A 12834-nucleotide genomic window follows, 5' to 3' on the forward strand; every position below is an offset into this window, starting at 1 on the left:
TACCGGCTCATAGGGCTCCGGCGATCAACTTTCGAAGTTTTCCATCCGGCAGCCGCCCCGTTCCCGCCGCCATGTTGTCCCGCAAATGCGCGAGTTTTGAGGTCGCGGGAATGGCGCAGGTCACGGCCGGATGCCCAATGACGAACTTGAGCAGGATCTGCGCCCAGCTGGAACAATCGATCTCCGCCGCCCACGGCGGCAAGGGGCGGTCGTGTAGCCGGCGAATGACGTCGCCGCCGGCAAAGGGGCGGTTCACGATCACTGCGACGCCGCGCTCCTGTGCGAACGGCAGGAGGCGCTGTTCCGCCTCGCGCTCCGCGACCGAGTAGTTGATCTGGACGAAGTCCACCGGTTCGTCCTGCAGGACACGGGCGACTTCGGCATGGCTGCCGGCGGTGTAATGCGTCACGCCGATATAGCGCACCAGGCCTGGCTTCTTCCATTCGCGCAGCGTGGCGAGGTGGGTCTGCACATCGACCAGGTTGTGCACCTGCATGAGATCGATCGGGCGGGCACGCAGCTTACGCATGGAGTCTTCCATCTGGCGGATGCCGGCGTTCTTCCCTTGCGTCCAGACCTTGGTCGCGATGAAGAGCTTGTCGCGCAGGCCGAGGTCGGCGATCAGGTCGCCCGCCACTTCTTCCGAGCGCCCGTACATGGGTGAGGAATCGATCAGACGACCACCCAGTGAGGAAAAGGCAGACAGGACGTCGGAAAGCGGAGCACGTTCCGCCTGACCTTTGCCGACATCGAAGGTCTGCCAGGTGCCCAACCCGATGACGGGAAGCGCTTCGCCGGACGAGGGGATGCGGCGGGTATGGAGCGTGCTCCCGCCTGGCCCCGGCGGAACCGCGTGCGCAATGCCGCAGAAGCCGGTGGCTGCGGCTGCGAGCAATCCCATTGCTTCACGTCGATTGATGCCTGTCATGCCTTTCTCCCAGTCGGTAGGCTGTCGCCGCCCAGAGTAATGCGGCGGGAAGGGCCGCCAGCAGGAACACATCCAGGCCGACGGCGCGCAGTCCGGACGTTGCCCAGGCGCTGCCCGCATCGCCGGCCCGGTAGATCGCCGTGTCAATCAAGTTTTTCGCCTTGTAACGGCTTTCGGTATCGAGCGTGGTATAGATCATTTCCCGCCCCGGCTTTCCCACCGCGTATTCACCCGCCCGATGGATGACCTGCGCTGCGGCCACGCCGGCAAGGTCGCGCCACGCGCCCAACGCGGCCGAACTTGCCGCCAGAAGCAGGGGGACGAAGGGAAGGGCTTTACGTAATCCATAACGGCCTACCACCTTGCGCGTGCCGAGCAACTGCAGGACAAGCGCGATCGCGTTCACCGCGAGATCGATGCGGGCGAAGAAGCTTGTGCGCTCCCCGCTATCTGCAAAATTGATACCGACCAGGCGCACCATCTCGATATAGAGGACGGTGGAGACCGTGGTATAGCAAAGAACGAGCAGGGCGATGCTGCGCAGATCCGGCTGCCTCATGACTAGCGGAATGCCTGCGAGGACTGCGCCACCCGTTGGCCGCGGTGCATTCACTTCGGGATTCCGTGGGACGGCAAGAACGCATGCGATGGACACGGCCAGCAGGATGGCGGACATACCCAGCAGGTGCGACGTGGCGAGATGCCGGGCCAGAAACGCCGTTGCCGCCGGTCCTGCGACGGCACCGCAGGTTCCGCCTGCCGCGATATAGCCGTACAGGCGGTGCGACTCCGCGGTGGAAAAGCAGTCTCCCATCCGGCTCCAGAACAGCGAGACGACGAACAGGTTGAACACGCTGAGCCAGACGAAGAACACGCCTGCCGCCACGGATGAACTATCGGCGGCGAATACCGCCAGGAACAAGAGGAGATTGAGCACGAGGAATCCGTACACCACCGGCAGCACCCGGTCTCTTCTCAGAGCCCGGACAACCGCACCGAACGCCGGAACGACCAGCAGCGTGAAAACGAATGTCGCGCTGAACAGCCATTGCAGCTTGTCCGCGCCAAAACGCACGGCCATTTCATCCCGTACTGGTCGAAGGATGGTATAGCTGCACAGGATCAGGAAAAAACCGGCGAAGGAAAAGGCGACACGTCGTGCCTCGCCAGGCAGCAATGCCGCGGACTGCCCGGCGCGCGCGGCGCGGCTCAGATGCGGCCTCCGGTGTGATCCGAAGCGGGCGGGTCCGGCTCGAACGGCCTGGCCATATCCTCCGGCGTGTCCGGCTGGGGATGAGACGACGCGGCTGCCTCCAGGAGCAGGACCACTTCCTCGTCACTGGTCTGGTCGAAGTCGCCGTAATACTGGCTGACGGCGCGGAAATCCGCAGGAGAAAGCAGGCAGACACCGTCGTCCGCTAGATCGTAAAGTGCGGCAAGGGACTCCGCAGGTGCAACGGGCACGGCAAACAGCAGGCGTTCCGGCTTGGCTGAGGCGATTGCCTGTAGCGCGACTTTCATCGTTCCACCGGTAGCAATCCCGTCGTCAATCACGACGACAATCCGGTCGCGCAGCTCGACAAGCTCGCGGCCGCCGCGATACCGCTCGCGCCGCCGCGACATTTCGGCCAGTTGCCGCTGCTTTTCCTCCTCCAGGTAGATATCGGACGCGTGCGCGCGCAGCGCCAGTTCGTGGTTGATCACGCAGTACTGTTCCCGTCCCTCCGCAATGGCGCCGAGCCCCAGCTCCGAAAATCCAGGCGCGCCGATCTTGCGCACGAGGAAAACGTCGAGCTGGGCATGCAAGGATTGCGCGACCTCGAAGGCGACAGGCACACCCCCGCGTGGCAAGGCCAGGATGACGGGATCAGATTCCTTCAGATATTGCAGGGCCGCTGCGAGCTTGCGGCCGGCATCGCGACGGTCGCGGAAAGGATGGCGATTGGGAAACATGCCGTGTGCACTCCATGCTGGAGACAAGGGTTTTTGCAAGATGCCTGCCAAGCGGCCGCCGTGGGGAAAGCCCGGGGAAGACGATTCGGGTGGGCGTCTTTACACCTCCACTTGTACAAATTACGCGCTGCGCGGCTTGTTGCAAGCATTGCTTGGGCGGCTTCTGCGGAACTAATGACGCTGGCGGTCACCAAACCGCATTCACGTAACAGAATGGAAAGGAGCCCCCATGCAGATGAACCAGCTCAGAGACCGATTTTCCCAAGTGGAACAGTGCATCGATGCCGCCGCCCAGATGTGCGAGATGAGCGCCGATGTGCCGGAGCGGCTGCGTAGTTGCCTGAGCGAATTGGAGCAGGAAGCGGACCATGCGATCCAAGTGGCCGAACAGGGCCAGGGTGATGAGCAGATCCGGCAATGCGTGAGCAAGCTGGAAAAGATTGGCGACCGCGCGATGCAATCCTGCGCCCAGGGCGACTACGTCGACGTGCAGGTACAGAATGCCGTGCGCCAGGCGCGCAAGGCGATTTCCTCCCTCAAGCAGCAACTCCACTGATCCCCGGCGCAAGTTTCTCCGCGCCACTCCGCCGGCAGGTGTTACATCTTCTTACGGCCATGCACTGCTAATGCCTGATAAAGTTGCGCATTGCATATTCGCCGAAGGGAGTACGGAGTGGCGCGAAAATCATCCGCCAATTCGAAGTCGTCACGTACCGCCAAGCGCCCTCACAAGGCCCGCCTCCTGCAATTCCTGCTGTTGCTTGCCGCCGCAGGTGCCGCGGGGTGCGCACTGCTGGCCGGCTACATCGCGCTTATCGTCCTGCCCAACCTGCCGTCGCTCGACGCGCTGACCGACTACCGGCCGAAAATTCCGCTTCGCGTCTATACCGCCGACCAGGTGCTGATTGGCGAGTTTGGCGAGGAGCGTCGCGACTTCGTGCGGATCGCCGACATGCCGGCGGTCATGAAGAAGGCCGTACTGGCGATCGAGGATGCCAATTTCTACGAGCACGGCGGGGTGGACTACACCGGCATCGCGCGTGCCTTCATCATGAACTTCGGCGCCAGCCGCTCGCAGGGGGCTTCGACCATCACCATGCAAGTGGCGCGCAATTTTTACCTGAGCCGCAAGAAGGAGTATTCGCGCAAGATCCAGGAGATCGTGCTGTCCTACCGCATTGAGCAAAAACTGACCAAGGATCAGATCCTGGAGCTGTACATGAACCAGATCTATCTTGGTGAGCGCGCCTATGGATTCGGCAGCGCCGCGCGTATCTATTTCGGCAAGGAAGTGGGCGAGCTGACGATTGCCGAATCGGCCATGCTCGCGGGCCTGCCGAAGGCGCCATCGACTGCCAACCCGGTCGTCAATCCGACCCGCGCAAAACAGCGCCAGCAATACATCCTCAAGCGCATGCGCGAACTCGGCTACATCACGCCGGCGCAGTACGAGCAGGCGGCCAAGGAAAAGCTGCAGGTGCGCAGCAAGGGCTACCTGATGCAGACGCACGCCGAGCACGCTGCCGAAATTGTGCGCCAATACATGTACGACAAGTACAAGGACGACGTCTACACGCATGGCTACACCGTGTACACGACACTCAGCAGCACCGACCAGGACGCGGCCTACGAGGCGGTGCGCAAGGGCGTGCTCGACTATGACCGCAGGCACGGCTACCGCGGGCCGGAAGATTACATCGACCTGCCGTCCGGCGAGGAAGACCGCGCGCAGGCGATCGACGAGATTCTGGCAAGGCATCCGGACAGTGACGACATGTACGCTGCCGTTGTGCTCTCCGCATCCGCAAAGGCGGTGCGCGCCGAGCTGCTGTCCGGCGAAGTAGCTGAAATCGCGGGAGAGGGCCTGAAATTCGCGTCGTCGGCAATTTCCGGAAAAGGCAAGAACCGCATTCGTCCGGGGACGGTCATCCGCGTGAGCCGGGATGCCAAAAAGCGCTGGTGGATTACCCAGCTGCCTGAAGTGTCCGCCGCTTTCGTTTCGATCAACGCCAACGACGGATCGTTCCGCGCGATGGTCGGCGGTTTCGACTTCAACCTCAACCAGTTCGACCATGTGACCCAGGCCTGGCGCCAGCCGGGCTCCAGCATCAAGCCGTTTATCTATTCGGCGGCGCTGGAGAAGGGCTTTTCACCCGCCACCATCGTCAACGATGCGCCGCTCGACGGGGGCATCGCCGACGGCAGCGGGCCGGCATGGAATCCGCAGAACGATGACGGTAATTACGATGGACCGGTCACCATGCGCACCGGACTGAAGCGTTCCAAGAACCTGGTGTCGATCCGCATCCTGCAGACCATCACGCCGCCGTTCGCACTGCAGCACCTGTCGCGTTTCGGCTTCGCGCAGGACAAGCATCCGTCCAACCTGACCCTGACGCTGGGCACTGGCGCGGTGACGCCGCTGCAGATGGCGGGCGCCTACGCGGTGTTCGCCAATGGGGGGTACCAGGTGGCACCGTACCTGATCCAGAAGGTGGTCGATGCGCGCGGAAACGTACTCCTTGAAAACAAGCCGGCAATCGCCGGGGATGAAAATGCGCGGGTGCTGGATGCCCGCAATGCCTGGCTCGTGGACAGCATGCTGCGCGACGTGGTGAATTCCGGCACCGGTTACGCAGCAAGCCAGCGGCTTGGCCGGCGCGACCTTGCCGGAAAGACGGGCACGACCAACGATTCCATGGACGGATGGTTCGCGGGTTATGGCGGCGACGTCGTCGCGGTTGCCTGGATGGGTTACGACAAACCGCGTTCGCTGGGCGGGCGCGAGTACGGCGGCACGGTTGCGTTGCCGATCTGGATCGACTACATGCGTACGGCATTGAAAGGTAAGGGACCGGTGCAACGCGGCGTTCCCGTCGGACTGGTGCAGGCGGATGGCGACTGGATGTACGAGGAGTACACCCGGGAGAATGCCGTGCAATCCGTCGACGTCGATCCGGTCCGCGGCTTCTGGGATCGTCTCTTCGGCGGCCGGCCGGCTGCACCGCCGGCGCCGCGCGAGGTTCAGCAGCCGAACGACATGACGTATCGCGGCAACTAGGACAACTTCGGATATCCGGTAATTTCCTGGATCTGCTGGTACAGCGGTCCGAGTCGCGCGTACATTTTCTTGTACACGCGCGAGTACAGCGCGTCGTAGGTCGCGCGATGATCCGGCTTCGGTTCGAAGACCTTGCCGACCCGCGTCATCGCCCCGATCGCCGTATCGAAATCCCTGTGCAGTCCGACACCGACTGCGGCATTGATCGCGGCGCCCAGGCCCGAGGTTTCGTACACATGCGGACGCGCAGTCGGCAGGCCGAAAATGTCCGCGGTCAGTTGCATCGCGGCGTCGCTCTGCGAGCCGCCTCCGGACACCCGCAGCGACGTGATCGGCACGCCGCTTCGCTTTTCTATTTTCTCCTTGCCTTCACGCAGCGCGTACGCGAGTCCTTCCAGGATGGCGCGGTACAGGTGCGCACGGTTGTGCACGTCGCCAAAGCCGATGACAGCGCCCTTGGCTTCCGGCCCCGGCTGCTTGATCCCCGGCGTCCAGTACGGCTGGAGCATCAGCCCCATCGCTCCTGGCGGCACCGCATTCACCAGGTCGTCGAACAGTTCCTCCGGCGCCACGCCTTCCTCGGCCGCACGCATCTTTTCATGCAGGCCGAACTGTTCCTTGAACCAGTTCACCATCCAGTAGCCGCGGAAGATCTGCACTTCGGTGCTATATGCGCCCGGCACGGCAGCAGGATAGGGCGGAATGAAGGGCGTGACCTCGACATATTTGCGGCTTGTCGTGTTGATGGTCGCTGTCGTTCCATAGCTCAGGCAGCCGATATGCGGCTCCAGGCAACCCGCACCGATGACTTCGCAGGCCTTGTCGGCCGCCGCCGCAATCAACGGCGTGCCTGCGGGGATGCCGGTTTCGTCGGCGGCTTCGGCTGTGACCTTGCCCATTACCGTTCCGGGCGGAACCAGCTCCGGCAGCATGCGTCGTTCGATGGCAAGCGCCTGCCATTTCCAGTCCCAGGACGGTGCCCATCGCAGCCCTTTGTAATCGAAGGGGATGTAGGCGACCTGCGAGCCGATGGAATCGATGAATTCACCGCCAAGGCGGTAGTTGAGGTAGCCGGACAGCAGAAGGAATTTGTCCGTGCGTTCCCAGATCTCGGGTTGGTGCGCCTTGATCCAGTTCGCCTCGGCTTCGCCAAGGAAGAAGTCGACCGTGTTCTCGACGCGGGCGAGCTTGAACGCTGCTCGCCAGAGAGGATGGAGCGCGGGGACATTGTTCGTGCGCCGCTGGTCCAGCCACACGATGGCCGGGCGCAAGGGCTTTCCCTCGCGATCGAGGTTGACCACGGTGCCGCGCTGGGTGGTGACCACCACGCCCCTGACGGCCGAACGCGGGATGGCCGATTGAGCCCACAGGCGCTGGCAGGCGGTGCACAACGCTTGCCAGTACTCGTCGACGCCATGCTCGGCCCAACCCGGCTCGGCAGAGAAATAAGCATCGAGATGTACCTGGGACTTGGCAACGATATGCCCCTGCAGGTCGAACAGGATCGCGCGCACGCTCTGGGTGCCGTTGTCGATGGCAAGGAGATATTCCGATGACATGTCAGGTCCTCTAGTTGGCCTGCAGCACCGGCCTCAGCTTGCGCCAGTCGGGCAGGAGATGCTGCGGCGGCAATCCGTAGTGCCGTTGCCATAGTGCCAGATAGGCATCCTGTTCGGCATGCCAGCGTTGGTCGCTCCAGCCGAGTTCAGGCTGGCAGATCCGGCGGATGCGGCTTAGGTGCGCTGCGCCGCCGTCGCGCAGGAGCAGTCCGATGCGGGTGCGACGCAGCAGCAAGTCTTCCAGATGAAGTACCGCCTCCGCGCGAGCGGCCCATCGCAGTTCCGCCCAGAGCGTCTCCGTGCCGGGAATCGGCGTCAGCTCATCCGGCGGGGCGTGTTCCACGACTTGTGGCGCATGCCGTCCGTAGCGGCCTTCGAGCCGGCGCGTTTGCAGGCGCGTGAGGGATCGATGACGCGGCAGTGGCGGGGACGGCGAGAAGATCGGCTTGAGGCGCAGATCGGGCTGCCAACCCGGCAAGAGTGCCTTCACCTGTTTCATTGCGTCGCGGGCGATCAGCCGGAAGGTGGTGAGCTTCCCGCCAGTGACGGTGAGCAGGCCGTCTTCCAGCCATACCGCGTGGTCTCGGCCTTCCCGCGAGGGATCGGCCTTGCCGGTATCGATGACGGGACGCACTCCCGCATAGGTCGCGGTCACGTCGTCCGGACGAATGGCGAGTTCCGGAAACTGGAACTCGATGGCCATCATCAGGTACGAGAATTCTTCGGGCGTGATGGATGCTTCGTGCTGCAGGGCAGGCGCATGGTCGACATCGGTCGTCCCGACCAGCGTCGCGCCTTCCCACGGAAATACGAATACAGGCCTGCCGTCGAGTGGATGCATGAGGCTGACGGCCTGCGCGACGGGCAAGCGCCAGGCAGGCAGGACGAGGTGGCTGCCGCGCAAGGGACGAAGTTTTGGTTGGCCGCCGGTGACGTTGCGCAGTGTGTCGGCCCAGGCGCCCGTCGCATTGATGACCGCGCGCGCACGCACGATGAACGACTCGCCCGTATGACTGTCGGTCAACGCGACACTGGCCACGCGCCCGCCGACACGGTGAAGCTGCTTCACCGCAAGGTAATTCACCGCAGTCCCGCCTGCATCGACCGCCTCCTGCAATACGCGGAGCACGAGACGGGCGTCATCGGTCTTGGCATCGGCGTAGCACATGCCGCCATTCAGTTGTTCGCGCCGGATATGCGGCGTGAGCATGAGGAAGTCGTCCCGCGCGTGGTAGTGCCGCGAACGCTGCCCGGCCATCAGGTCGTACAGGACGAGCCCGGCGGCGAACAGACGGCGGCCCGGCTTGCGTCCCTGATAATCGGCGAAAGCAAATCCCTGTGTTTCCACCAGGCCAGGGGCCTCCTTGAGCAGGTTCTGCCGCTCGCGCACCGAGTCGCGCGTCAGCAGCAGTTTTCCTTCCTTGATATAGCGGAGTCCGCCGTGCACCAGCTTTGACGAACGGCTGGAAGTGCCCCACGCGAAATCGCGTTGTTCCACGAGCAGCGTGGTCAGTCCCTGGCGGGCGGCTTCCAGAAGGATGCCGGCGCCGGTGATGCCGCCGCCGATCACGAGCACGTCCCATTCCTGTGCACCGAGCTCCGCGGCCAGGCGGTCACGCGAGTTTTCGCGCCACATGATGGCCTTCCTCCTCACTGCTTTGTCCAACCAGCTTGCCGGGATTCATCACGCCCTGCGGATCGAAATGATGGAACAGGCGACGCATGGCGCCCAAGCCGAGTTCGCCTTTTTCCGCTTGCAGATAGGGCGCATGGTCCGTGCCGACGCCGTGCTGGTGACTGATGGTTCCACCGGAGGCGACGATGGCGTCGCTGACTGCGGCCTTCAGTCGCCGCCACCGGGCGAGGTCGGTCTCGAAGTCACCAGCCAGGCGGTAGACGAACGTGGAGTAGACGCTCGCGCCTTGGGGATAGACGTGGGAAAGATGCGTGTAAGCGTGGACGCGTTCTCCGTCCGCCTCCAGTGCCCGGCTTGCGGCCTGTTCCACTGCATGCATCGCGCTCCTGACCTTCGGCCATTCGACGGCCGTTTCCACGGTGTCCACCGCGTATCCGCGGCTCCAGAGGGAATTGCGAAGATAGACATTGCGGAAACGGTTTGCTTTCCATTTGCGCCCGATGGCCTGTCCCGCGTGGACGCCATGATGTTCGCGCGCCACGCGCAGCGCAGAGGCGAGGGCCGTTCGCGTCGCCGCGGGCTCACCGCTCGCACCGAGCAAGAGCAGGCATTTATCCTGTCCGCATCCGCGCCAGCGCAGGTAGCGTTCCAGTGCGCCGATCATCGTCCTGTGGCCCGCCAGGCGCAGGGTCGTCAGCGTTTCTACCGGGTTGGACAGACGCAGCATGGACAAGGCAATGCGCGACTGCGCGATGTGGCGCAATGCGTTTTCGGCGTCGGCCCAGCCGGGGAAGAAAACCGCATGGAAGGATTCCGTTTGTGGCAGGCGCGAGATGCGAACGGTTGCCTCCGTCAGGATGCCAAGACGCCCCTCGGAGCCGAGCACCATCTCCCTCAGGTCGGTCCCGGCAGCAGATGCGGGAAACGCCGGAATGCGCAGCATGCCGCGCGGGGTTTCCATCTTGCCGCCGGCAAAGAGCTGTTCGATGCGCCCGTAACGCAGCGACTGCTGCCCCGAGGAGCGCGTGACCACCCACCCGCCGAGTGTGGAATATTCAAAGGATTGCGGGAAATGTCCCAGGGTATAGCCGTGTGCACGCAATTGCGCTTCCAGGTCCGGTCCCGCGATGCCCGCGCCGAAGGTTGCCAGTTGGGCCTCGGCGTCGAGGTCAAGCAGCTGCGACAGGCGCGACAGGTTGACGGTGAGGACGGCACGGTCGCCGCAGGGCGCGCTCAAGTGGCCGACGACACTGGTGCCGCCGCCGTACGGGATAACGGCAACATCATGGCGCGCCGCGTAGTCGAGCAATTCCCGCACCTGTTCGCTGCTTTCCGGAAAGGCAACGCCATCCGGCAACGCACCGGGCACGCCGTAGCGCAGCCGCAGCCAGTCCTGCATGCTTTGCCCCAGTCCGTTGCGCAACCGCGCCTGCGGCGAAGCTTCGATGAGTCGGTGCGACTTGAGGCGGCCTGGCGGCACGCGGCGGCACACTTCTTCAAAGCCGGCATCGCGGGGAGTTGTCCCGGGGCCAAGCCGTTCGCGGAGGAATTGCAGCGCATCTTCGGTCAGGGCGAATTCGATCGACTCGTCGCCCCAGCCATTCCATCGTCTCATCTTCCTGCTCCTTTTGTTTATACTTTGGCAGCAGCTTATTGATTGGAGTCCTCCTTGTATTGCGCATTCATGACACGCCATTTGTCCGAACATGACAACCGCACCGCCTACCGGAATTGATCAAGCCGCAGGCATCGTCGCCGGGCCTTACGTGCAGCCTTTGCTTGAGGCGGCCGCAGCGCGCGGCGTGCGCGCGGTGGACCTGGCACATGCAATCGGGCTTCCTGCGGGAGCGCTGTCGCCACTTCCCGACGTGCTTGCTGTGGCGACCTATGTGCGGCTGCTCGACGCGGGCGCGGCACTCGCCCAAGACCCGCACTTCGGCCTCCATGTCGGCGAGTGCGTGAACCTGGGTGCCTACAACGTCTACGGTCTCATCCTTCTGAGCTGCCGCGATTTCGGACAAGCCCTGCAACAAACCCTGCGATTCGAAGGGCTGGCGCACGACCTGGGGCGATCATCCTTGCGCATGGAGGGAGGCGTGGCGGAATATCGCTGGGACAGCGCATTGCCGGGAGCGAGCCGACACCTCGCGGAAAGCGTCTTTGCCGGCATCCAGGTCATGGGCAGCTGGCTGGCGGGAACAACGCTTCCGCACGCGCAGATATCCTTCGTGCATGCGGCGCCGGAGGACAGGACGGAGCATCAGCGCATCTTCGGCGACATGGTGCGGTTCGGCGCGGAAGCGCATTGTGCGCGTTTTGACGCGGCGCTCCTCGCATGGCCGGTACGCAATGCCGATGTCGGCCTGTATCCCGTGCTGCAGCAGCATGCGGAACAGTTGTTGCGCGAGAAGCAGCGGGCGCAGGCGGATGCGGGTATCGTCGCGCAAGTACGCGGCGCCATCGTCCGCAACCTTGCGCAGGACAGGGTGCGCCTGGCGACGATCGCGGAGGAATTGACCATGACCCAGCGTACGCTGCAGCGCAAGCTTGCCGACGCGGGCGTGACCTTCCAGCAGGTGCTGGACCGCACGCGGCACGAACTCGCCATCGATTACCTGAAGCGCGAAAGGCTAAGCCTGGCCGAGATCGCTTTCCTCCTGGGTTACCAGGAGCAGAGCTCGTTCTGCCATGCATTCAAGGAGTGGACCGGTAAGAACCCCGGCGCGTATCGGGAAGGCCTGGAACGAAACTAGGGCGGGAACGGGTTCCAATCCCGCCCTATGTGCTCAGGCCGTTTCGTGGAAGAAGGCGCCTTGGCGCGTTTCGAGGATATGCAGGGCGGGGACAGGCCATGGCAACGGTTGCATGTCGAGGCGGCGCGGACCGCCGGGATGCTTCACCGGCCGCGGCTGGTATGCCGCGACCGCGTCATACATGCGCATCACCCGGCTGATGGCATCGATCACTTCCTCATCGGTCAGTATTCCGACCGTAGTCTTGATCTCCTGGCTGATGCTCCTGAGCGGGAAGCGCGAGATCCCGCCGACGAGGGTGTTGAAATCATCGGCCACTTCGGCTGGAAGGTCGCGCTGCTTGAGCTTGATCAGCTTGCTCAGTGCAGCGTGGAGGCGGTCGCGTCGCTCGCCCGTTCCAGTCAGGACGCGCATTGCGGATTGCAGTTGTCGCCAAGCAAAGGACATGTGGTCTCCTATTGATTGCTGGTGATGCGCTTCTATGAACGCTCGGTTACCGTTATTGCCTGTTTATGCTAGGACCGAAGCTTGGCGATTGAAATCGTTCGAAAGGACGATAAAGCGGATGATGGCAATATCACTGGGATTGTCTATCTGCTAACATACTGGATTTTTTTACAGCGCTGTTGTTTTATACAGTAGTTGTGCTAAAGTAAGGACTCGATCAACGACGAAACATTGGAGGACTGACATGGCACACCTGAACAATTCCTTCGGCGCACGCTTTGGCCTTGAATACGCCCCGACTTCGTTCCTGCTCCGTTTCGGCCGCCGCGAAATTTTCGTGTGCCGCGACTTCCGCAAGCGCTACTACCGCGTCAATCCGCTGATCGATTGCAGCACCGGGGTGGAAGCCGGCCATCTTGAACTCCTGTTGTGGAAGAAGTGGCTGGTCATCCTGTCCCGCGCGCGTTAAATTGCTGTTGAACCTGCCGCAGCGGCGG

At 63.2% G+C, this 12834-nt stretch carries 11 protein-coding genes; 4 read left to right on the plus strand and 7 right to left on the minus strand.

Going from position 1 to position 12834, the window contains the following annotated elements; genetic code table 11:
• Positions 1–7: 7 nt before the first annotated feature.
• From ACNOHI_RS04965 to ACNOHI_RS04975, 3 genes are read right to left on the minus strand one after another with little or no spacing between them, the layout of a single operon-like run.
• Positions 8–919: an aldo/keto reductase gene (locus tag ACNOHI_RS04965; RefSeq protein ID WP_420473819.1), complete on the minus strand. Its 912-nt coding sequence runs from the start codon at positions 917–919 to the stop codon at positions 8–10.
• A complete protein-coding gene (locus ACNOHI_RS04970; RefSeq protein ID WP_420473539.1) occupies positions 906–2105 on the minus strand; it encodes an NTP/NDP exchange transporter in 1200 nt (399 codons plus the stop codon). Before ACNOHI_RS04970 ends, ACNOHI_RS04965 begins: the two co-directional genes overlap by 14 nt.
• 32 nt (positions 2106–2137) lie before the next feature.
• Positions 2138–2881: a phosphoribosyltransferase gene (locus ACNOHI_RS04975; protein WP_420473540.1), complete on the minus strand. Its 744-nt coding sequence runs from the start codon at positions 2879–2881 to the stop codon at positions 2138–2140.
• A 235-nt stretch (positions 2882–3116) separates the two neighbouring features.
• Between ACNOHI_RS04975 and ACNOHI_RS04980 the strand changes: the two genes are divergently transcribed.
• The gene (locus ACNOHI_RS04980; protein WP_420473541.1) at positions 3117–3437 is read left to right on the plus strand and encodes a hypothetical protein; all 321 of its coding nucleotides are present in this window, start codon (positions 3117–3119) and stop codon (positions 3435–3437) included.
• 117 nt (positions 3438–3554) lie between these two features.
• The gene (locus ACNOHI_RS04985) at positions 3555–5942 is read left to right on the plus strand and encodes a penicillin-binding protein 1A (protein WP_420473542.1); all 2388 of its coding nucleotides are present in this window, start codon (positions 3555–3557) and stop codon (positions 5940–5942) included.
• Here the strand turns inward: ACNOHI_RS04985 and ACNOHI_RS04990 are convergent.
• From ACNOHI_RS04990 to ACNOHI_RS05000, 3 genes are read right to left on the minus strand one after another with little or no spacing between them, the layout of a single operon-like run.
• Positions 5939–7501, minus strand: coding sequence for an FGGY-family carbohydrate kinase (locus tag ACNOHI_RS04990; RefSeq protein ID WP_420473543.1), 1563 nt, complete (start codon positions 7499–7501; stop codon positions 5939–5941). The genes ACNOHI_RS04985 and ACNOHI_RS04990 overlap by 4 nt on opposite strands.
• A 10-nt stretch (positions 7502–7511) precedes the next feature.
• A complete protein-coding gene (locus ACNOHI_RS04995; RefSeq protein WP_420473544.1) occupies positions 7512–9137 on the minus strand; it encodes a glycerol-3-phosphate dehydrogenase/oxidase in 1626 nt (541 codons plus the stop codon).
• Positions 9115–10752, minus strand: a complete 1638-nt coding sequence (locus ACNOHI_RS05000; RefSeq protein WP_420473545.1) for an FAD-binding oxidoreductase — start codon at positions 10750–10752, stop codon at positions 9115–9117. Before ACNOHI_RS05000 ends, ACNOHI_RS04995 begins: the two co-directional genes overlap by 23 nt.
• Positions 10753–10843: 91 nt before the next feature.
• Between ACNOHI_RS05000 and ACNOHI_RS05005 the strand changes: the two genes are divergently transcribed.
• On the plus strand, positions 10844–11890 hold the full coding sequence (locus ACNOHI_RS05005; protein ID WP_420473546.1) for an AraC family transcriptional regulator: 1047 nt from the start codon (positions 10844–10846) through the stop codon (positions 11888–11890).
• A gap of 33 nt (positions 11891–11923) precedes the next feature.
• On the opposite strand, the gene ACNOHI_RS05010 is transcribed toward ACNOHI_RS05005, so the two are convergent.
• Complete coding sequence (locus tag ACNOHI_RS05010) at positions 11924–12337, minus strand: hypothetical protein (RefSeq protein ID WP_420473547.1); 414 nt, start codon at positions 12335–12337, stop codon at positions 11924–11926.
• 244 nt (positions 12338–12581) lie between these two features.
• Here ACNOHI_RS05010 and ACNOHI_RS05015 point away from each other — a divergent pair, with 244 nt between their 5' ends.
• The gene (locus ACNOHI_RS05015; RefSeq protein WP_420473548.1) at positions 12582–12806 is read left to right on the plus strand and encodes a hypothetical protein; all 225 of its coding nucleotides are present in this window, start codon (positions 12582–12584) and stop codon (positions 12804–12806) included.
• Positions 12807–12834: the final 28 nt, after the last annotated feature.

The organism is Noviherbaspirillum sp. ST9, assembly GCF_048799745.1.
In the GTDB taxonomy this organism is placed as follows: Bacteria; Pseudomonadota; Gammaproteobacteria; order Burkholderiales; family Burkholderiaceae_D; genus Noviherbaspirillum.